The organism is Thauera sp. 28 (genome assembly GCF_000310145.2).
Lineage (GTDB): Bacteria > Pseudomonadota > Gammaproteobacteria > Burkholderiales > Rhodocyclaceae > Thauera > Thauera mechernichensis.
Map to the genome: position 1 here is coordinate 62,405 of NZ_AMXA01000016.1, position 19,838 is coordinate 82,242.

Below are 19,838 nucleotides of genomic sequence, written 5' to 3' on the forward strand. Positions count from 1 at the left end.
GCGGCCTAGTGCGGGCGTTGGGGCAGCTCGGGGGCGAAGAAGCGCAGCGTGTTGCGGCCGGCAGCCTTGGCCTCGTACATGGCGAGGTCGGCCTGCCGGATCAGCTCGTCCACCTGCAATCCCTTGCCCGCAAAGACTCTGATGCCGATGCTTGGCGTGCTGACATGGACGTGCCCCTGCAACACATAGTGTTTCCCGAGGCAGTCCAGGATCTTCTCGCCGACGGCTCGGGCATGCGCGACCGCCTCGTCCTCGCGCACGCCCAACCCGCCCAGCATCACCACGAACTCGTCGCCGCCGATGCGGGCGACGGTGTCCTCCTCGCGCACGCAGGACCGCAGCCTGCATGCCACTTCCACGAGCAGCACATCGCCCTGGTCATGCCCCAAGGTGTCGTTGAGCGCCTTGAAGTTGTCAAGGTCGATGAACAGCAGCGCCCCATGCTGGGCGTTGCGGCTGCCCTGCGCGAGCAGCTGCTGCAGGCGATCGACCAGCAATCTGCGGTTGGGAAGGTCGGTGAGCGCATCGTAGAAGGCCAGATGGCGGATCTCCTCCTCCATGGCCTTGCGCTGGGTGATGTCCGTGGATATGCCGCACAACGCGTAGATCGAACCATCCTCCCGGCGCAGCGGCAACTTGACTGACATGAAGGTGCGCTCGGCCGTGCCGCTGCGGGTGGTGTTGATCTCTTCGACCGCCACGCGTTCGCCGTGCTCGATCACTCTTCTGTCATTGCGCGCGAGATTCGCAGCGGTGGCCGCATCGAAGAATTCCGCGTCGGTCTTGCCGACCAGGTCTGCCTGACGACAATCGAACAAGTCGCATACCAGGCGGTTCGCATAGCTGTAGCGATAGTCCGCGCCCTTGATATAGATGTAGGCCTCGACACTGTCGAGGATCGTCGCGAGCTTGTCCTCACTCTCACGCAAGCGCTCCGCCTGCGCCCTCAGGGCCGCACGCTGGGCACGGTTCTCGTCGTGATAGCGCATGAAGAGACGTCCGGACCAGCGCGAGAACAGCCAGGACGCAACCAGGGCGACGCCCAGCGCAAGCCCCAGCGCGATCATCAGGCCGCGCCCTCGCGGACCGCTCATGCGTTCGAACGACTCGCGCTCGGCAAGCAGGGCGCCATGCAGTTCGTCCTCGAACACGGCAACGACGAGAATCCAGCCCCAAGGCTGGGCAGTCTCCACTCTGGCCAGCTTGGGCGCAAGCACGCCGGTCGCCGGATTGCGCCACAAGTAGCGCACCAACCCTCCACCCTCGCGCGCCTTGGCGTACAGAGTGCGCAAAGCCTCGCCCTGCTCGGCAGGAAGCTCGCTGAAATGCTTGCCTTCGAGTTCGGGCTCGGAGGGCGAAAGCAGGGAGCGGCCTTCGGCATCGATCAGGCCGACATAGCCACTTTCACCAAAGCGGAAGCCGCGCAGTCGGGCCAGCGCCTCATTCTGAAGATGGATTTCCCACTCGTAGGTGTAATCGCCTGTGCCGATCAGCCAGTCGTAAGGCTCAAAGTGGCGGACATAGGCAAGCTTGTCGGCCATGCGCTGAGGGTCATCAGGACGGTACCAGCGGTAGCGGAAGAACCCCTGCCCCGGTGGCAGGCGTGCTGCATCGATGAGGCCCCGCATGATGTAGCGGCCAGTGTCGTCCTGGTTATCCGGCATCAGCCGCCCTTCGAACTGCGGGGCGGTGGGCAGCAGGATGAAGCGACCGCTCATGTCGTCGATGAAGAAATATCCTCGCCCATCGAAGAAACGCACAGGCCTGAGCGCCTCGACGATCAAACGCTGAATATCGTCATCGGGTCGCCGTCCCACCTCACGCGCATGTATGGCGGTTGCGATCTGGAGCGCCGCTTCCACAGGCTCGATGACGGCGTTGCGCAACGTCTCTTCGGTGCGCGAGCGGGTAAACTCCAGGTAGTCGAGCGCAGAGGCCATCTCGGCGTCCAGGCGCGCTTCCAGCTTGGCGGTGACAACCTGCTCCAGACGCGCGATCGAGGCCCGATGCGCATCGATGTGCTGCCAGGAAAAGATGCTGCCCAGGGCCAGCGTCAGGACGACAACAACAACCAGGGTACCGACGAGGTGAAGCCGCGGAATGACTCGAGCTTGATCGGAAAGAGACACGATATCGGGGCGCACTGCCAGCGCCAGTATGAATGCACGGACCGGATTCTAGATGCTGCAGCGCAAAATAGCGCCATCAAGCATCACGGTCGCACGCATTCTCAAGGACGGCCACGACAAATCGCGCCCCTACGCGGCAATGCGTCACACAGTCAGTCGGCTGACGGGCTGCCCCCCCTGTCGCACCCGCGCCGTCCGGCCTAGGCAGCGCCCTGCACCCTGCTACTGCCCGGCTCCTGCAACTCTTCACGGACACGCCCCCCACGCATGTCGCCAATCGTTGCCCGCACACTCTTGAGGTGGTACTCCATCAACAGCTTCTTCGTTGCCTCGGGTACGGCCGGATCATGATAGATGCTGTGGAAGAGCTGCGACTGCACGAACATTGTCTGGCGCTTGATCGTGGCGCAATCGGGGTCCCTGACGCCATTGTTCAACTTGGCCACGATCGACAGTACGTCGCGCTTGAACTTGTAGATCACCGGTGTCTTCTCTCGCGATCTGACAGCAGGCGTCTTGTCCGTCGCAAAACCGATGAGTCTGCACAGAAAGGCCTTCATGATTCAGCGGTGGGCACTCGGAGCGCGTCTGGCAACGCATTGTTTCAACACGGGGGACCCAGCCTGCAACTGCAGGACAGCGTCTGATCGAGCGCCGAATTACACCCCCGTCAATTCCGAACGCATAGCAAGCATTCGGCAGGCGGCAGTCTGCCCCCCGGATCAGTGCCAGGCGCCAGCCTCGCGCTCGCGCGCGTACTTGCCGTAACGGTAACCCGACCACGGCGACACGGAAATCACGCCGCCATCGTCAGAGAACGCGAACGTGATGATCTGTTCAGCACCCAGCCACGGTGCCCCCCCGCCCTTGGCGGGCAGAGGTTCGGGCAACCCGAGTGCCCGCGCTTCCGGGGTGAACAGGAAGGGCGCGGGCGAGTGAATCTCCGGCACATACTTCAAGGAAACGAAACGGGTGCCGTCCATGGCATGAACCGGCAGGGATTCGGCGATCTCGCGGACCTTGACCTCGCCAAAGCAGAACCTCGATTCACGACGGCTGTAGTAAGGCTCGCCGGCCTCGAGCAGATGGTACTTCCCGTCCGAGAACGCCAGCAGCCCGGCCTGCTCCAGCCCCTTGCATGCGTCGCACGGGATATGGTTCCACATCGGCGAGCGCGGGAATGCGCCGGGTATGGTGATGCAAGCCGGAGCCAGGCGTTCGAGCTCGGCGTCGATCGCCGTTGCAAACACGGCGGCATGGTCTCTGACCACTGCTGCGCCATGAGGGTCGGCACCCGACTTCATCAACACCAAGTACAGGCCAATACCGGCCGCCGACAATACAAGCACGCCACGAAGCAACTGCATGATATCCCTCGATCCGCGTCAAGAAGGCACTTCGATGAAGAGCACCGGCGCCCTGAACGCCCCCGTCAATCCTGTCAGCCTTGTTCTCTGTGCATGCGCAACCACTCAAGAACATCCTCAGCACTCCTGTCCGGCGGAAACACGGGATAGAACACCTTGCGGATGACGCCCTCCTCGACGACCAGCGTCAAGCGCTTGTATAGCTCCATGCCTGCGGCGTTGAAGGTCGGCAGGTGCAGCGCCGTCTTCAAGGCAAGCGCACTATCGCTCAGCAGTTCAAAAGGCAGACGCAGCCGGTCGCGGGCTTCGCGCTGGTAATCCGAGCTCTGGGCACTCAGGCCGAAAACACGCGCCCCAAGCGCGGCGAGTTCGCCATGGTGGTCACGGAAGCTGCAGGACTGCGGCGTACAGCCGCGCGCACCAGGAATTGCATCCCAGCCATCCGGCAAAGGCACACCTGGCTGCCCGGTCCGGGGATATACGTAGATGACGCATGAACCATGCAGGGTGCTCAGATTGACAGTCGAACCATCGGTGGCGGCGAGCACCAGATCTGGCGCAGATGCGCCTTCAAGATGCGCAGCCGCCCCATCATCGACGGGACACGGCAACTCGGGGGGTAACACGGAAGGATTGATATTCATTGCAGCTTCATCAAGTAAGGGTCAAGCACCCGTATCGGCTGTAAACAGCACGCACCGCCCCGGTCCGGAGCCCCCGCCTCAGTGGCTATCGGGAGAGCTGTACCGCTCGATGACCTGCCGTTCGGTCAAGGTGGGCGTCTGGTTCGCGAGCGCATAGTAGCCCGGCTTCCTGTCGATATAGACCTGCGTGACGATCTCGAAATCGGTGGAATCGAACACGCCAGCAGGGACGAAGTGGGCGCCTGTGGACAAGAGCTTGTAGTAGAGGTGCGTTCCACATCTACTGCAGAAGCCTCGCTCTGCCCACTCGGATGACGAAAACACCGAGATATGCTGAGCACCCTCAAACCGTACGTCTGGCCCACAATGAACGGCCAGGAGTGGCCCACCACCCCATCGCCGACAGAACCCGCAATGGCACGCACCAATTTCCTTCACGTCGGGCGCGATGAGGTTCACTGCGCCACAAAGACAACGACCTTTCATGCGCCTATCCTCCAGAGATTGTTGCAGCGGAACACTCGGCCACCTGCGCGCCTGGCACGGTCACAGCACATGTGACCGCTGCCTCAACGCAACGCCATTACAGCATACGGAATGACGACCAGAAGCAACAGACCAAATGACAGGTAGTTTCCTGTTCGTGGATCGAAGTCTCTGAACACCCTGGCCCATGGCCGTTTGAGAAGCGTCCTGGCCAGAACGATATCGAAGCTGGCCATGAACAATGCCAACGCAAGCCCAATGGCAAGGAGCGCCCCTGGCTCATTCACTCCGATGCCGGGGACAAGCAGGTAACACACACCGAACGCCAAGGCTGTGCCCGTCACGATGCTTACCTTCAAGGCTCGCCCCTTGCCCACCCGCGGAACAAGCACTGCGGCCCATAGAATTCAGTCGGCGATACTCAAGGACACGCCACATTTCCTATTCTCAAACGACTCCAGCACAGAGCGTTGCTCATTGCCTGGAACCCATCGATGACTGTGCCTTCCACAATCACGAAAGTGAGCGCCCCTCCCCTATAATCCCGGCTTTGCCAGCAACCCGAGGCCCCACCGTGGCGACGCCTATTTTCGAGACTTCCATCAAGAGCCTGCCGCTACTCGGCCGCGGCAAGGTGCGCGACATCTACGCCGTCGATGCCGACAAGCTGCTGATCGTGACCAGCGACCGCCTGTCTGCTTTCGACGTGATCCTTCCCGACCCGATCCCGGACAAGGGCCGCGTGCTGGTGGCGCTGGCCAACTTCTGGTTCGACAGGCTCGGCCACATCCTGCCCAACCAGCTCACCGGCATCGACCCCGAGACGGTGGTGGCGGCGGACGAGCGCGACCAGGTGCGCGGGCGCGCACTGGTGGTCAAGCGCCTCAAGCCCTTGCCGATCGAGGCAGTGGTGCGGGGCTACGTGATCGGCTCGGGCTGGAAAGACTACCAGGCCAGCGGCGCCATCTGCGGCATCGCGCTGCCGGCGGGCCTGCAACAGGCGGCAAAACTGCCGGCACCGATCTTCACACCCTCGTCCAAGGCGGACATGGGCGAGCACGACGAGAACATCTCCTTCGAGCAGGCACAGGCGCGCTGCGACGCCATGCTGAAGGACGCGCTCGCCGGCACTGGCAAGACCGGTGCGCAACTTGCCGAGGAAGCGCGCACAGCAGCGATTGCGCTGTACTCCGAAGCAGCAGACTACGCTGCAAGCCGCGGCATCATCATCGCCGACACCAAGTTCGAGTTCGGCATCGACGCCGCGGGCACGCTGCACCTGATCGACGAAGCGCTCACCCCAGACTCGTCGCGGTTCTGGCCCGCCGACAGCTACCGCGAAGGCATCAGCCCACCGTCCTTCGACAAGCAGTACGTGCGCGACTACCTCGAAACGCTCGACTGGAACAAGACCGCGCCCGGCCCCCGGCTGCCGGCCGAGGTCATTGAGCACACCGCAGGCAAGTACCGCGAGGCCTACGAGCGCCTGACCGGCGGCACCCTGGCCTGAGCGCAGCGGGCCGGGTCGCTGTTCCAGCCCGATTGCAGCAGCCCCGTGGGGCCCGTCCGCAAGCGTGTGCGGGCGGGCCCCACGCTTTTGAACGACGGCCGCCGGGATGGAACAGGAACAACTCGTATTCGCGAACTCGACGATTCTGTCCTACTCTAAGAGTCAGCCTGCCGCCCGAGACGCCCTCGTGGGCGCCGGAGCGACAGCGCACCCCTCGCAGCACACCACAGGGAGACAGCCATGGACCACTCGTCAAACTCGCTGGAGCAGCATTTCCACCTGCCACACGTTCGCCATGTCGACCGTTCGTGCCCCCTGCAGTGGTTGAAGCTGGGCTGGGAAGATATGCGCGACAACCTCGGCGCAAGCCTGCCCTACGGGGTCGTGCTCGCTGCGATGGGGTACTTGATACTCTCCTTCGCCGCCGACATGCCCTATCTGTTCACAGCGGCCATTTCAGGCTTCTTCCTGGTCGGCCCGATCGCGGCGGCAGGTCTCTACGAGGTCTCACGCCGGCACGAGCGCGGCGAACGGGCCTCCTTCATGGACTCGATGAGGGGCCTGCGCGGACACGCTGACAGCATCGCCTACTTCGGGGTCTTCCTCGCGCTCGCGCTGATCGCCTGGGAGCGCCTGTCGGCGATACTTTTCGCACTGTTCTTCCGGGGCGACCTCGCCGAAGTCTCGGGCTTTCTCAGCAGCGTCTTCATGTCGGGCGAGAACCTGTACTTCGTGTTCGCCTACATGGTGATCGGCGGCACGCTGGCTGCCGTGGTGTTCGCACTGTCCGCCGTCGCCATTCCGATGCTGATGGATCGTGACGTCGACAGCGTAACCGCAGCCATGACCAGCCTGCGGGCAGTTCAGGTGAACTTCGACACGATGGCGCTATGGGCAGCGATCATCGTCGCGCTCGTCCTGGTGGGCTTTGCAACCATGATGATCGGCATGGTCATCCTGCTGCCGCTCCTTGGCCACGCGAGCTGGCATGCGTATCGTGACCTGATCGAGAAGTAAGTACGACAACCAACAGCAGGTCAATTGAGATTGCTGCGGGCGCCCATAGCGGCGCCCGCAGCAATTTTTACGGCACAATAGTCCGCATCAACCAACCCTGGATTGCCCACGATTCCCATGCAGAACGACAGCACCGCAGCCAATCCTCTCCTCGATTTCTCCGCGATGCCGCGCTTCGAGGACATCAAGCCCGAACATGTCGAGCCTGCCATCCGCAGTCTGATCGACGAGAACCGCGCGCTGATCGAGCGCCTCACCGCCGACCCGGGCACCCCCACCTGGGACGGCTTCGTCAGCCCGATGGACGAGGCCGGCGAGCGCCTCGGCCGCGCCTGGGGCGTGGTCGGCCACCTGCACAGCGTGTTCGACGTGCCCGAGTGGCGCGAGGCCTATAACGCGATGTTGCCCGAGATCTCGCGCTTCTACGCTGAGGTCGGTCAGAACCTGGCGCTGTTCGAGAAGTACAAGGCACTGCACGACAGCCCCGAGTTCGCCACCCTGTCGCCGGTGCGCCAGCGCATCCTCGAGCACGGGCTGCGCGACTTCCGCCTCTCCGGTGCCGAACTGCCCGATGACCAGAAGCCCCGCTTCCAGGAAATCCAGGAAGAGCAGTCCCAGCTCGCAGCCAAGTTCTCCGAGAACCTGCTCGACGCCACCAACGCCCACGCCGAGTGGGTCAGCGATGAGGCGGGCCTTGCCGGGATCCCGGACGATGCCCGCCAGGCCGCCCGCGCCGCAGCCGAGGCCGAGGGCAAGCCGGGCTGGAAGTTCACCCTGCAGATGCCCTCCTATCTGCCGGTACTGCAGTACGCCGACGACCGCGAACTGCGTGCGCGCATGTACCGCGCCTACGCCACCCGCGCTTCCGAGCTGGGTAAGCCCGAGCTCGACAACGGCCCGCTGATCGGACGCATCCTTGCGCTGCGCGATGAAGAGGCCCGCATGCTCGGCTATCGCAACTTCGCCGAGGTGTCGCTGGTTCCCAAGATGGCCGACACGCCGGAACAGGTGCTCGGCTTCCTGCGCGACCTCGCCGCCAAGGCCAAGCCCTTTGCCGAGAAGGACCTGGAAGAACTCAAGACCTTCGCCAGGGCCGAGCTCGGCCTCGATACGCTCGAACCCTGGGACGTGGCCTACGCCGCCGAAAAACTCCGCCAGGCGCGCTACGCCTATTCCGACCAGGAGGTGAAGCAATACTTCCCCGAGCCCAAGGTGCTCGACGGCCTGTTCGGCGTGATCCGCGCGCTCTACCGCGTCGACATCCTGCCCGACGAAGCGCCCACCTGGGACCCGGACGTACGCTTCTTCCGCATCGAGAAGGACGGTGCAAACGGACCGGAACTCGTCGGCCACTTCTACCTCGACCTGCACGCGCGCAGCACCAAGCGTGGCGGCGCGTGGATGGACTCGGCGCGCAGCCGCCACCGCAACACCTGGGGCAGCGACACGCCGGTGGCCTACCTGGTGTGCAACTTCCCCGGCCCGGTCGGCGGCAAACCGGCCACCTTCACCCATGACGACGTGCTCACCCTGTTCCACGAGTGCGGCCACGGCCTGCACCACCTGCTCACCCAGGTGGACGAACTGGCGGTGTCCGGAATCCACGGCGTCGAGTGGGACGCCGTCGAACTGCCCAGCCAGTTCATGGAGAACTTCTGCTGGGAATGGGACGTGCTGCAAGGCATGACCGCCCACGTTGACACCGGCGCGCCGCTGCCGCGCGCACTCTACGACAAGATGATCGCCGCCAAGAACTTCCAGAGCGGCATGCAGACCGTGCGCCAGCTCGAGTTTTCGATGTTCGACCTGCGCCTGCACGGCGAGGTGGATGCCTCCTCGGGTCCCGTCCCGATCGAGCGCGTCATGGCCCTGCTCGACGAAGTGCGCCGCGAAGTGGCGGTGATGATACCGCCCGCCTGGCACCGCTTCCCGCACAGCTTCTCGCACATCTTCGCCGGCGGCTACGCGGCCGGCTACTACAGCTACAAGTGGGCCGAGGTGCTGTCGGCCGACGCCTTCGAGGCCTTCGAGGAAGCCGGTGCGGGCAAGGGCAGCCTGCTCGACCCCGAGACCGGCGAACGCTTCTGGCGTGAGATCCTCGCCGTCGGCGGCAGCCGACCGGCGCTCGACTCCTTCAAGGCCTTCCGCGGTCGCGAGCCCAGGGTCGACGCGCTGCTGCGCCACAGCGGGATGGTGGCGCAGGCATGAAGGCCGGAAGCGGAGATTCAGGCATATCGACTCGGTGAGCAAGCACCACTATCGCAACTTGCAATAAATAGCAAGTTGCGATACTCTTGCATTGATGAAACTGATCTCGAACAAGGCGCTGCGAGACTTCTCTATACGCCATCCCGATGCCGAGGCGCTCCTGCAAGCCTTTCGGCAGCTGATCGAGAAAGGCCACTACCCGCACTTCGCAGCCTTGCGCGCCACGTTTCGTGGTGTCGACAAGGTCGGCGGGCGCTATGTGTTCAACATCGGCGGTAACAAGTATCGCCTGATCGCGGCAATCGCCTTCGAGCCCCAGTTGGTCTGGGTGAAGGCCGTGCTCACGCACGCCGACTACGACGAAGGAGACTGGAAATGAGCGTCACGGACGTCCTCGCCCCCTGGGCCGCCATCAACGACGCCCTCGGCTTGTCCGCACCGATCCGCGACGAAGCGCATTACGCCGAGCTGCTGGCCTTCGTCGACGAAGCCTTCGAGCAGTTCGGCGAAAACGAGGCGCACCCGATCTTCGGCCTAGTCTCGATCGTGGCCGACCGGATCTGCGAGTATGAAGCGCGCGTCCATCCCTGGCCGGCGTTGCCGCCGTCCGAGCTGCTGCGCGAATTGATGGCCGAGCACGGCATCCGCCAAAGTGACCTGCCCGAGGTTGGCACGCAGTCGGTCGTTTCCGAGATCCTGGCAGGCAAACGGGGGCTCAACCTGCGTCAGGTCAAGGCCCTATCGGAGCGCTTCAAGGTCCCGATGGAAGTGTTCTCCGCCTGAGGCAAATGGCTTCGAGGATGCTCGAAGCCAGGTCTCTCCCCATCGCCCTTCGGCATCGCCCTCGGGTCCGACGACCCTCTGGCACTCCCCAGTTCAATACCAAAAGGCTTGCATGAAGATCGCCACCTGGAATGTCAATTCGCTGAAGGTCCGCCTGCCGCATGTCCTCGACTGGCTGGCGGCAAACAAGCCCGACGCGCTGTGCCTGCAGGAACTCAAGCTCGAAGACAAGGCCTTCCCGGTCGCTGATCTGGAGGCCGCCGGCTACCACGCCGTCTTCATCGGCCAGAAGACCTACAACGGCGTCGCCATCCTCAGCCCGCAGCCGATCGACGAGGCGACTGTGGTGCGCAACATCCCCGGCTTCGAGGACGAGCAGAAGCGCATCATCGCCGCCACCATCAACGGCGTGCGCGTGGTATGCGGCTACTTTCCCAACGGCCAGGCGGTGGGTTCGGACAAGTTCGAGTACAAGCTGCGCTGGCTCGCCGCGCTGACCGAATGGTTGCGCGAGGAGCTGAAGACGCACGAGCGCCTGGTGCTGGCGGGCGACTTCAACATCGCCCCCGAGGACCGCGACGCCCATCCGGAGTGGAAGGACGAGATCCACGTGTCGGAGCCCGAGCGCGCCGCCTTCCGCGCGCTGCAGGACCTTGGCCTGATCGACGCCTTCCGGCTGTTCGAACAACCCGAGCGCGCGTTCTCGTGGTGGGATTACCGGATGATGGCCTTCCGCCGCAATTTCGGCCTCCGTATCGACCACCTGCTGGTGTCGCCCGCATTGCGCGAGCACTGCCTGAGCTGCGTGGTGGACAAGGAGCCACGCCGACTCGAGCGGCCTTCGGACCATGCACCGGTCGTGCTGGCGCTGGCCTGAACCGATGAGCCTCCGTCCATCCCCGAGCGCTGCTGCCCAGCTCGACGCACGCTACCCGGTCCTGGCCGAGCTCTCTGCGCCCGCGCGCGAGCAATTGCTGCGGAGCGCGCAATGGATGCGCGTGCCTGCAGGGGCGATGCTGTTCGACGACCGCCAGGCCTGCGAGGGCTTCCCCTTCGTGGTCGAGGGCTCGGTGCGGGTAAGCAAGTGCGCACCCAACGGGCGCGAGCTTCCGCTCTATCGCGTTGGCCCGGGCGAGACCTGCATCATCTCGTCGTCCTGCCTGCTCGGCCACGAGGACTACAACGCGCGCGGTGTCACCGAGGCCGATACCGAGCTGATGCTGCTGCCCAAGCCAGTGTTCGACGCCATGCTGGGTGAGCGCGCCTTCCGCGACTTCGTGTTCCACCTCTTCGCCGAGCGCATCGCCAACCTGATGCAGCTCATCGAGGAGGTCGCCTTCCGCAAGCTCGACCAGCGCCTGGCCGCCCTGCTGCTCGGCAAGGGCCGCACGATCCACACCACGCATCAGCACCTCGCCGACGAACTTGGCAGCGTGCGCGAGATCGTGAGCCGGTTGCTGAAGGGATTCGCCGAACAGGGCCTGGTACGCCTGGGGCGCGAGCAGATCGAGATACTCGACGCGACGGGACTGCGCAGGCTGGCAGCGGACGGCTCCGCCAAGCCGGGTTGATGCGGACTGGATACGGGCACCTTGGCCGCGTGGATCTGTCGCATGGAAGTGGGCGCTATGTAACCTCGGTTACAGACCGGGGTCATGCGCCCATGGTCCAATGACGCCACTCACCCATCTGCAGCAAGGAGAACCTCATGAAGACGAACGTTGGCGGCATCGACAAGATCCTGCGCATCCTGGTCGGCATCGCGCTGATCGCCTGGGCCCTGTTCGGCGGGCCGGTGTGGGCCTGGATCGGTATCCTGCCGCTGGCGACCGGCCTGATGGGCTGGTGCCCGGCCTACACGCTGATCGGCCTCAACACCTGCCCGCTCAGCAAGAAGTAATCGACTTCGCATCACATCAGAAAGCCGGGGTAACCCGGCTTTTTTCATTGCGTAGGCGCAGCGCGGCGGCGCTGCGGTCTCAGCCCCTGGCGCTGCAGTGATTGGCGATGGCGACGAACTGCGCCACCGACAGCCGCTCCCCGCGCAGGCTGCCATCGATGCCCAGGGCCTCGAAGTCGGCGTCGCCTACGAAGTCGCGCAGCGTGTTCTTGAGCGTCTTGCGGCGCTGACCGAAGGCCGCAGTGACGATGCGGCCGAGCAGCGCCTCGTCCTGCGCACCGAGCTGATCGACAGGCAGCGGCGCCATGCGCACGATGCTCGACATCACCTTCGGCGCCGGCCGGAACGCGCCTGGCGGCACGTCGAACAAGCGTCCCATGCGGAAGCGGTACTGCAGCATTACCGAAAGCCGGCCGTACTCCTCGGTGCCCGGCTCGGCCACCATGCGCATCACCACCTCCTTTTGCAGCATGAAGGTCATGTCCCTGACGCGATCGGCAAAGCCGGCGAGGTGGAACAGGATGGGCGTCGAAATGTTGTACGGCAGGTTGCCGACGATGCGCAGCGCGGGCCCCGCATCTGCGGCAAGCCCGGCACACAGGCTACCGAAGTCGAACTTGAGCGCATCACCCTCGTGCACCGTGATCTGCGCAGGTGTGTAGCGCTCATGCAGGCGGGCGATGAGGTCGCGGTCGATCTCGACCACGTGCAGATGGCCCAGACGCTCGATCAGCGGTGCAGTCATCGCGCCCAGTCCGGGGCCGATCTCGACCATCAGTTCGCCGGCCTGCGGGCGGATGCCGTCGATGATCTTGCGGATGATGTTGGGGTCGGACAGGAAATTCTGGCCGAAACGCTTGCGGGCACGGTGGCCGTCGGTCTCGTGGTCGTGCATGTCTCTTCTCTTGCGGCCCGGCGCGTGGCGCGGGTCAGGCCGCCGCGCGCGCCGCCACCATGGCAGTCGCGAGTTCAACGGCGGCAAAAAGGCTGCCCGCGTCGGCGCGGCCACTGCCGGCCAGGTCGAGTGCAGTGCCATGGTCCACCGAAGTGCGGATGATCGGCAGTCCCAGGGTCACATTGACGCCGCCGCCGAAGCTGGCGTGCTTGAGCACAGGCAGGCCTTGGTCGTGGTACATCGCCAGCACCGCATCGCCACGCTCGAGCGTGTGCGGCACGAACAAGGTGTCTGCCGGCAAGGGGCCGACCAGGTGCATGCCCTCGCCGCGCAGGCGGGCCAGCACCGGCTCGATGACCTCGATCTCTTCGCGCCCCATGTGCCCACCCTCACCCGCGTGCGGGTTGAGCCCAGCAACCAGGACGCGCGGGCTGGCGATGCCAAAGTGACGGACGAGGTCGCTGTGCACGATGCGCAGCGTCTGCTCGAGCAGGTCGGGGGTAATCGCCGCCGGCACCGCGGCCAGCGGCAGGTGGGTGGTTGCGAGCGCGACGCGCAGGCCACCACCGACCAGCATCATCACCACACGCGGCGTGCCGGTATGCTCGGCGAGGTATTCGGTGTGGCCACTGAACGGCAGGGAGTCGCGCGCACCCAGCCCCTCGCAGATCACGCCTTTATGCACCGGGGCGGTGACCATGGCGGCGAACTCGCCCTGCACGCAGCCGGCAATCGCGCGGTCGAGCAGCGCCAGCACATGAGCCGCATTGGCCGGATCGAGGGCGCCGGCGCGCGCGGGACGGGCAAGCGGCAGGTGCAGTACATCGAGCGTGCCGGCCACGGCCGCCTCGTCGGCACGGAAGGGGCGCGGCACGACCCGGACCCCTGCCATCGCGGCCCGCTCACGGATGAGTTCGATGTCGCCAAGCACCACGAGGCGCGCCGACCACGGCCGCTCGGCCAGTCGTGCGCACAGCTCGGGCCCGACGCCGGCCGGCTCGCCGCTGGTGACGGCGATCAGGGGCGCGGAGTGTGCCAGTGTCACTCGCGCTCCAGGCGAAGCTCGACGTAGGTACTGTCGCGCAACTGGCGCAGCCAGTCCTCGTAGCCTTCCTCGGCCTTGCGCTCGCGCAAGGCCATGCGTGCTGCATTGCGCTTGCGCTCGTCGGTGACGTCCTGCACGCGGCGCTCCACGACCTGGATCAAGTGCCAGCCGAAGGGCGAGCGCACCGGTGCGCTCACCTCGCCCGGCTGCAGCGCATTCATCGCACGCTCGAACTCGGGCACGGTGTCGCCCGGGTTCAGCCAGCCCAGGTCACCACCGCTGGCGGCGGAAAGATCGGCCGAGTTGGCCTTGGCCAGATCACCGAAGTCGGCGCCATTGACCACGCGCTCGCGCAACGCGAGCAGGCGAGCCTCGGCCTCGGCGTCATCGAGCACCTCGGAGGTGCGCACCAGGATATGGCGTGCGCGCGTCTGTTCAAGCTGCTGTGCGGTATCGATGCCACCGCCGCGCCGATCGACCAGGCGGACGATGTGAAGCCCCGCCGCGCTGCGCAGCACCGGCGAGGTCTCGCCCGGGCTCATGCCGCGAACCGCATCGGCGAACAGCGCCGGCAGACGGTCCAGCGGGCGCCAGCCGAGCTCGCCCCCCGACAGGCCATCGGGCGAGTCCGACATCTCGGCCGCCACACGGCCGAAATCCTCGCCCGAGCGCAGGCGTACAAGCGCCTGCTCGGCACGGGCACGCACCACCTCCACCTGCTGCGGCGAAGCGCCTTCCGGCGTACGCAGCAGAATGTGGGCGACGGCGAACTCCTGACCCGAGAAGGCATCCGGGTTGTTGGCGATGAAATTGTCGATCTCGGCGTCGGTCACCACGATGCGGCTATCGACCTCGCGTTCGCGCAGGCGGGTGAGCAGGATCTCGGTGCGGATCTCGTCGCGGAAACGGCCCCAGGCGACGCCGTCGGCGTCGAGCGCCGCACGCAACTGTTCCATCGACATGTTGTTGTTGCCGGCGATGCGCTCGATCGCGCGTTCGAGCGTGGTGTCGTCCACCCGCAGCGCGGTCTCTTCGGCCAACTGCACCTGCGCACGCTCGACGATCAGACGCTCGAGCAGCTGGCGCTCGAGGACTTCCGTGGGCGGCAGCTCGACGCCCTGGCGGCGCAGCTGGCGCTCGGCCTGCTCCACGCGGGCGCGTAGCTGCAAGGCGGTGATGACCTCGTTGTTGACGACCGCGATGATGCGATCGACCTCGACCGCACGCGTCTGCGCATGGGCCGGCAAGGCCAGGCCAGCCGCGGCGAGGGTGACGACGAGGGCGCTACGGGTGCGGGAAATTAGGCGATTCATGGTCATTTGCAATGGGGTTCGCATGTACTGGCAGGGGCTGCGGCGCTCAATCGACGCCGAAGACGCGGTCCGCCGAAGAGTCGTTGATCTTGCCATAGCCGGGCACGCTGCGCTTGATCAGGCTGACCGGATTCGAGCCGATGCTGGCAAGGTCGTTGAGCTCGAGCTGCAGGAAGACGGCCTTGGTCACGTCGCTCTCGTCGATCGCGAAGCGGTGCATCGCAATCCGGAATGCCCAGCAGCCGCCGTTGTATTCCAGCCCGCCGATGGCTTCGGTCACGCGGTTGTCCTTGAGCGAATGCGTCACCCGGCCCACGCCATACCAGCCCCGCCCAAGCGGCCACTGGCCGGAGACGTCGACGTCCTCGAGGCCGACGATGCTGTCGGCAATGCGCAGGCTGGGCGCATAGCGGTAGCTCAGGTTGAGCACCTTGGCGAAATCCGGCTGGTAACGGACGCTGGCATTGATGCGTTCGCTGCGCCCGCTGTCGGTGTTGTACTGCACATAGGAATCGACCGAGACCGTGCGCGTGACACGCCCGCCGATGCCCGCAAGCAGTTCGGCCCCCTGCCCCGAGGGACGCAGGGTGTCGCCCGAGTTCAGCGACACCTTCTGATCGGAGAAATAGTAGCGCTGGCCGACCACCGCCCGCAGGCGCTCGATGCCGGTATCGGACTCGATCAGGCGCGTGCTTACCGCGGCGGTCAGGTCGTTGGCATCGCCGATGCGGTCGCTGCCCGAGAAGCGGTTCTCGGAGAACAGCTGCGCGAAGCCGACGTCGAAGCGGCTGGTGTCGAACAGCGGGATCTCGTCCTGCTTGCGGCTGGGCACGCGCAGGTAATAGAGCCGTGGCTCGAGCGTCTGCAGGTAATCACCGCCGAACAGGTTCGTGTCACGCTCGAAGAAGAGGCCGGAATCGACCGAAACGATGGGCAGCGAGCGTGTCACCGAGGTCTTCATGCCAGCATCCGCTGGCGAGCGGTCGATGTCGTAGCTGGTGTAGTGCAGGCCAGCCTTTGGCGTCACGAACCAGGCGGCTCCCGTCATGGGCAGCGAGACCTGGGGATAGGCGGTGAAGCGCCTCGCCTCGTCGCGGTCACGCCGTGCATCCTCGTGCGCGAAATGCACGTACTCGGTATTGAGTACCGCGCTCACGCCGCCGGGAAGGTCTGCGCGTGCGGCATCGAGGCGCAGTTGCGGCAGGCGGCGATACGGCGACCTGTTCCTCGATTCAGGATCGGGGCTGAGCGTCTGGTAGCTCTGCGCCAGCGCCGATGCCGTCCACCAGCCGCCGGTATAGATCAGACGCCCCTCGCGCAGCAGGTTGACCCGGGACGCAACACCGATGCGGGAGGACAGATCCTCGAAATAACTGTCGTCGGATACCGCATTGAGGTCCACCGTGCCATACAGGTTGGGCGCAATGCGGTGCTGGTGCTGCAGCGCACCCAGACGGCGCTCCTCGCCGGTGACGTTATCCTTGGGCATCCACTCGACCCGGCTCGTACCCTGGTAGTCCTCGCCCAGGTAGCGGAACTCGCCGCCCAGCTGCAGGCCGCGCCGGCTCATGATGCGGGGCGCGAGCGTGGCGTCGTAGTTGGGTGCCAAGTTGAAATAGTAGGGCTGCGTGAAGTCGACACCGGTCTTGTTGGACGACCCGAAGGTCGGCGGCAGCAGGCCGGACTGGCGTTGGCCATTGAGCGGAAACTCGGCCCACGGCATCCAGAACAAGGGCACGTCCATGAACACCACCGATCCACCACGAGCAGTGCCCACCTCGCGGTCATAGTCGAGCTGCAGGTCGCGCGCCTTGATGTACCAGTCGGGGTCATTGGCGCGGCAGGTCGTCCACGTGGCGTTCTCGAGCCTGTACTGGTTCTCGCCCTCCAGACGCAGCAGGTCGGCGGCACCACTGCCGGCCACCGGGCGCGCCTCGCCACCCGCCTCACGCGGCCCCTGCTCGCGCGACAGCACGTAACGCGGCGATTCGAAACTGCCCACCTGGTCGCCGACGACCAGGGTCGCACGCGGCCCCTCGATACGATCCTGACCACGCAGCATCACCACGTTACCCTCGGCCAGCACCTCGTCTGTCGGCTCGCGGTACGTGACACGATCTGCCGTGAGCAACACATCGTCGCGCTGCAGTTCGGCCTCGCCCTCGGCGACCAGTTCGATGCCACGCGCTCCCAGGATGCGCAGCGCGCTGACCGCGGTCGTTCCGGCAGGCAGCTTCGCCACCGCGCCCAGCGGCACCGTGGCAGCGGCGGGTGCATCCGCGGGCTGAGCCTGGCGCGCGCGCGGGGTCTCGGCCTGCTCGGGCGCGACGGCTTGCGTCTGCGGCACGGCGGCAGGCAGGCTACGTTCTTCCACCGTCACCTGCGGCACCGTTGCACTTGCCTGGCCTGCAGCCGGACTCGGAGCCTGTGGGCGAGCCTCGACCGGAGCAGGCCGCTGCGTATCCTTAGCAGGTACGGGCGCCACCACACGAGCGGGCGCCGGACGCAGAAGGTCGGGCGAGACCAGAAGCGGCGGTAGCCCTTGGGCGAAGGTTGCTCCGGACATGCCGAGCAACAACAGTGGAATCAGACGAATGCGCGTATTCGGAGCCATCAAGCCCAAGCCTTCCCGTCGTTCGCAATGTGCGGCAGCCCACCCGAACCAGCGTATTGATAAACTCATGGATTGTACACGAACCCCCACGGAGAACCCGCTTGCAACGTCTAGAACAGCTAAGGACCTGGCTTGCCGACGCCCAGCCCGGACGTGACTTCGAACTCGAGCCCGCCTCGGCCGACGCCAGCTTCCGCCGCTACTTCCGCGCCCGCTTTGCCGACGGCGGCCCCACGCGCATCGTCATGGACGCCCCGCCCGCCCAGGAAGACGTGCGCCCCTGGCTGCACGTTGCCGAGTTGTTCCGCAGCGCGGGCGCCCATGTGCCCGAGGTGCTCGCCCAGGATCTCGAGCGCGGCTTCCTCCTCCTCTCCGACCTCGGCTCCACCACCTATCTGGCCGCGCTGCAGCGCTCGGCGGGCGAGGCGCCGGACTGCCCGCGCGCAGCCCATCTCTACGCCGACGCGCTCGGTGCCCTTGCAGCGATCCAGTGCGCCAGCCGCCCCGGCGTGCTGCCGGTATACGACCGCAGCCTGCTCCTGCGCGAGATGCAGCTCTTCCCCGATTGGTATGTGGCTCGCCACAAGGGCATCAGCCTGAGCGAGGCCGAGGCCGCCATGCTCGACGAGACCTTCGAGAAGATCCTCGCGGTCAACCTCGCCGAGCCCCAGGTGTTCGTGCATCGCGACTTTCACTCGCGCAACCTGATGCTGCTCGAGCCCACCGCCGGTCTCGGCGCCAACCCGGGCGTCATCGACTTCCAGGACGCGGTGTACGGCCCGATCAGCTACGACCTGGTGTCCTTGTTCAAGGACGCCTACATCCGCTGGGACGAAGAGTTCATCCTCGACATGCTGATCCGCTACTGGGAAGCAGCGAAAAAACTCGGCCTGCCCGTACGCGCCGAGTTTGCCGACTTCCACCGCGACTTCGAATGGATGGGCGTGCAGCGCCACATCAAGGTCCTCGGCATCTTCGCCCGCCTCTACCACCGTGACGGCAAGGACGGCTACCTCGCCGACATGCCGCTGGTGATGGACTACCTGCGCCGCGCCTGCAAGCGCTGGCGCGACCTCGGCCCGCTGCTCAAGCTGCTCGACCGCCTCGAGCCCGAAGACGTCCAGATCGGCTACACCTTCTGATGGCAAGCACCCGAGCCATGATCCTCGCCGCCGGCCGCGGCGAGCGCATGCGCCCACTCACCGATCACACGCCCAAGCCGCTGCTGGCAGTGGGTGGCAAACCGCTGATCGTCTGGCACATCGAGCGTTTGCGCGCCGCCGGTTTCACCGAGCTGGTGATCAACCACGCCCATCTGGGTTTCCGCCTCGAGGACGCGCTGGGCGACGGCGCGGCCTTCGGCGTGCGCATCGCCTGGTCGCCGGAGGCCGCTGCGCTCGAAACCGCCGGTGGAATCCGCCATGCGCTGCCGCTGCTGGGCGATGCGCCCTTCGTCGTGGTCAATGGCGACGTCTTCTGCGACGCCGACCTCGCCGCCCTGCGCGCGGCCGCCCGGCGCCTGGATGGCGACGGTGCGCTCGCCCACCTGCTGCTCGTCGACAACCCGGCACACCACCCGGACGGCGACTTCCATCTTGATGGTCACGGCCTTATCCATGACGACCGCGCACCACGCCTGACCTTCTCCGGCCTGGGCGCCTACCACCCCGCCCTATTCTCCGCCCTGCCCGACCCCGCGCCAGCCAAGCTCGGCCCGCTCCTGCGCCGCGCCATGCACACCGGCCGCGTCCGCGGCGAGCACCACTGCGGCCGCTGGGTCGACGTCGGCACTCCCGAGCGGCTGGCAGAACTGGATCGCGAACTCCTCACCACTGGACAGCGCCACGCTTGACCCCGCCGGAGCAGCGCAAGCCGCGAGCTTTTCGAGCTTGCGACAAGCACTCGCGCCTCCAACCCCTCGCGGCTT

At 65.7% G+C, this 19,838-nt stretch carries 20 protein-coding genes; 10 read left to right on the forward strand and 10 right to left on the reverse strand.

Annotation, left to right across the window (positions count from 1 at the left end; genetic code table 11):
- Positions 1–5: 5 nt before the first annotated feature.
- The 6 genes from C662_RS12290 to C662_RS12315 form a co-directional block, all read right to left on the reverse strand.
- Positions 6–2,129 carry a sensor domain-containing diguanylate cyclase gene (locus C662_RS12290; RefSeq protein WP_232433260.1) on the reverse strand — a complete coding sequence of 708 codons (2,124 nt, stop codon included), beginning with the start codon at positions 2,127–2,129 and terminating at the stop codon, positions 6–8.
- Positions 2,130–2,329: 200 nt separating this feature from the next.
- Positions 2,330–2,611 carry a hypothetical protein gene (locus C662_RS12295; protein ID WP_002929463.1) on the reverse strand — a complete coding sequence of 94 codons (282 nt, stop codon included), beginning with the start codon at positions 2,609–2,611 and terminating at the stop codon, positions 2,330–2,332.
- 240 nt (positions 2,612–2,851) lie between these two features.
- Positions 2,852–3,496, reverse strand: a complete 645-nt coding sequence (locus tag C662_RS12300) for a hypothetical protein (protein WP_002929464.1) — start codon at positions 3,494–3,496, stop codon at positions 2,852–2,854.
- A gap of 74 nt (positions 3,497–3,570) precedes the next feature.
- Entirely contained in the window at positions 3,571–4,140 is a 570-nt protein-coding gene (locus tag C662_RS12305; RefSeq protein ID WP_037984559.1) for a peroxiredoxin, read from the reverse strand.
- A gap of 78 nt (positions 4,141–4,218) precedes the next feature.
- Entirely contained in the window at positions 4,219–4,626 is a 408-nt protein-coding gene (locus C662_RS20660; RefSeq protein ID WP_037984562.1) for a GFA family protein, read from the reverse strand.
- 83 nt (positions 4,627–4,709) lie between these two features.
- Entirely contained in the window at positions 4,710–4,985 is a 276-nt protein-coding gene (locus C662_RS12315; protein ID WP_002929469.1) for a hypothetical protein, read from the reverse strand.
- A gap of 215 nt (positions 4,986–5,200) precedes the next feature.
- Between C662_RS12315 and C662_RS12320 the strand changes: the two genes are divergently transcribed.
- The 8 genes from C662_RS12320 to C662_RS12355 all read left to right on the forward strand — a co-directional run bounded on the left by C662_RS12320 (position 5,201) and on the right by C662_RS12355 (position 12,044).
- Positions 5,201–6,136, forward strand: a complete 936-nt coding sequence (locus C662_RS12320; RefSeq protein ID WP_002929471.1) for a phosphoribosylaminoimidazolesuccinocarboxamide synthase — start codon at positions 5,201–5,203, stop codon at positions 6,134–6,136.
- Between the two features lie 240 nt (positions 6,137–6,376).
- Positions 6,377–7,153 carry a DUF2189 domain-containing protein gene (locus C662_RS12325; protein ID WP_002929472.1) on the forward strand — a complete coding sequence of 259 codons (777 nt, stop codon included), beginning with the start codon at positions 6,377–6,379 and terminating at the stop codon, positions 7,151–7,153.
- Positions 7,154–7,270: 117 nt separating this feature from the next.
- Positions 7,271–9,361: a M3 family metallopeptidase gene (locus tag C662_RS12330; RefSeq protein ID WP_002929473.1), complete on the forward strand. Its 2,091-nt coding sequence runs from the start codon at positions 7,271–7,273 to the stop codon at positions 9,359–9,361.
- 94 nt (positions 9,362–9,455) lie between these two features.
- Positions 9,456–9,740, forward strand: coding sequence for a type II toxin-antitoxin system HigB family toxin (locus C662_RS12335; protein WP_002929474.1), 285 nt, complete (start codon positions 9,456–9,458; stop codon positions 9,738–9,740).
- Positions 9,737–10,144, forward strand: coding sequence for a helix-turn-helix domain-containing protein (locus C662_RS12340; RefSeq protein WP_002929475.1), 408 nt, complete (start codon positions 9,737–9,739; stop codon positions 10,142–10,144). The genes C662_RS12335 and C662_RS12340 overlap by 4 nt, the downstream gene beginning before the upstream one ends.
- A 112-nt stretch (positions 10,145–10,256) precedes the next feature.
- Positions 10,257–11,021 (forward strand): exodeoxyribonuclease III, encoded by a 765-nt coding sequence (gene xth / locus C662_RS12345; protein WP_002929478.1) that lies wholly within the window; start codon positions 10,257–10,259, stop codon positions 11,019–11,021.
- 4 nt (positions 11,022–11,025) lie between these two features.
- Positions 11,026–11,715 (forward strand): Crp/Fnr family transcriptional regulator, encoded by a 690-nt coding sequence (locus C662_RS12350; protein ID WP_002929480.1) that lies wholly within the window; start codon positions 11,026–11,028, stop codon positions 11,713–11,715.
- Between the two features lie 137 nt (positions 11,716–11,852).
- Positions 11,853–12,044 (forward strand): YgaP family membrane protein, encoded by a 192-nt coding sequence (locus C662_RS12355; RefSeq protein ID WP_002929486.1) that lies wholly within the window; start codon positions 11,853–11,855, stop codon positions 12,042–12,044.
- Positions 12,045–12,123: 79 nt separating this feature from the next.
- Here C662_RS12355 and rsmA read toward each other — a convergent pair whose 3' ends face one another.
- From rsmA to C662_RS12375, 4 genes are read right to left on the reverse strand one after another with little or no spacing between them, the layout of a single operon-like run.
- The gene (gene rsmA, locus C662_RS12360) at positions 12,124–12,939 is read right to left on the reverse strand and encodes a 16S rRNA (adenine(1518)-N(6)/adenine(1519)-N(6))-dimethyltransferase RsmA (RefSeq protein ID WP_002929487.1); all 816 of its coding nucleotides are present in this window, start codon (positions 12,937–12,939) and stop codon (positions 12,124–12,126) included.
- A gap of 34 nt (positions 12,940–12,973) precedes the next feature.
- On the reverse strand, positions 12,974–13,984 hold the full coding sequence (gene pdxA / locus C662_RS12365; RefSeq protein ID WP_002929488.1) for a 4-hydroxythreonine-4-phosphate dehydrogenase PdxA: 1,011 nt from the start codon (positions 13,982–13,984) through the stop codon (positions 12,974–12,976).
- The gene (locus C662_RS12370; protein WP_002929490.1) at positions 13,981–15,297 is read right to left on the reverse strand and encodes a peptidylprolyl isomerase; all 1,317 of its coding nucleotides are present in this window, start codon (positions 15,295–15,297) and stop codon (positions 13,981–13,983) included. Before C662_RS12370 ends, pdxA begins: the two co-directional genes overlap by 4 nt.
- Before the next feature lie 46 nt (positions 15,298–15,343).
- On the reverse strand, positions 15,344–17,686 hold the full coding sequence (locus C662_RS12375) for an LPS-assembly protein LptD (protein WP_002929491.1): 2,343 nt from the start codon (positions 17,684–17,686) through the stop codon (positions 15,344–15,346).
- A gap of 326 nt (positions 17,687–18,012) precedes the next feature.
- On the opposite strand from C662_RS12375, the gene C662_RS12380 reads away from it, so the two are divergent.
- Together C662_RS12380 and murU are read left to right on the forward strand one after the other, a co-directional pair.
- On the forward strand, positions 18,013–19,053 hold the full coding sequence (locus C662_RS12380; RefSeq protein WP_002929492.1) for an aminoglycoside phosphotransferase family protein: 1,041 nt from the start codon (positions 18,013–18,015) through the stop codon (positions 19,051–19,053).
- Between the two features lie 17 nt (positions 19,054–19,070).
- On the forward strand, positions 19,071–19,763 hold the full coding sequence (gene murU, locus C662_RS12385) for an N-acetylmuramate alpha-1-phosphate uridylyltransferase MurU (protein ID WP_002929495.1): 693 nt from the start codon (positions 19,071–19,073) through the stop codon (positions 19,761–19,763).
- The last annotated feature ends 75 nt before the right edge of the window (positions 19,764–19,838 follow it).

Excerpts from the sequence above, each read along its gene's own strand:
- C662_RS12300 (WP_002929464.1), bottom strand. The coding sequence starts at position 3,496 with ATGCAGTTGCTTCGTGGCGTGCTTGTATTGTCGGCGGCCGGTATTGGC.
- C662_RS12305 (WP_037984559.1), bottom strand. The coding sequence starts at position 4,140 with ATGAATATCAATCCTTCCGTGTTACCCCCCGAGTTGCCGTGTCCCGTC.
- C662_RS20660 (WP_037984562.1), bottom strand. The coding sequence starts at position 4,626 with ATGAAAGGTCGTTGTCTTTGTGGCGCAGTGAACCTCATCGCGCCCGAC.
- C662_RS12325 (WP_002929472.1), top strand. The coding sequence starts at position 6,377 with ATGGACCACTCGTCAAACTCGCTGGAGCAGCATTTCCACCTGCCACAC.
- C662_RS12330 (WP_002929473.1), top strand. The coding sequence starts at position 7,271 with ATGCAGAACGACAGCACCGCAGCCAATCCTCTCCTCGATTTCTCCGCG.
- C662_RS12335 (WP_002929474.1), top strand. The coding sequence starts at position 9,456 with ATGAAACTGATCTCGAACAAGGCGCTGCGAGACTTCTCTATACGCCAT.
- C662_RS12340 (WP_002929475.1), top strand. The coding sequence starts at position 9,737 with ATGAGCGTCACGGACGTCCTCGCCCCCTGGGCCGCCATCAACGACGCC.
- xth (WP_002929478.1), top strand. The coding sequence starts at position 10,257 with ATGAAGATCGCCACCTGGAATGTCAATTCGCTGAAGGTCCGCCTGCCG.
- C662_RS12350 (WP_002929480.1), top strand. The coding sequence starts at position 11,026 with ATGAGCCTCCGTCCATCCCCGAGCGCTGCTGCCCAGCTCGACGCACGC.
- C662_RS12355 (WP_002929486.1), top strand. The coding sequence starts at position 11,853 with ATGAAGACGAACGTTGGCGGCATCGACAAGATCCTGCGCATCCTGGTC.
- rsmA (WP_002929487.1), bottom strand. The coding sequence starts at position 12,939 with ATGCACGACCACGAGACCGACGGCCACCGTGCCCGCAAGCGTTTCGGC.
- C662_RS12370 (WP_002929490.1), bottom strand. The coding sequence starts at position 15,297 with ATGAATCGCCTAATTTCCCGCACCCGTAGCGCCCTCGTCGTCACCCTC.
- murU (WP_002929495.1), top strand. The coding sequence starts at position 19,071 with ATGATCCTCGCCGCCGGCCGCGGCGAGCGCATGCGCCCACTCACCGAT.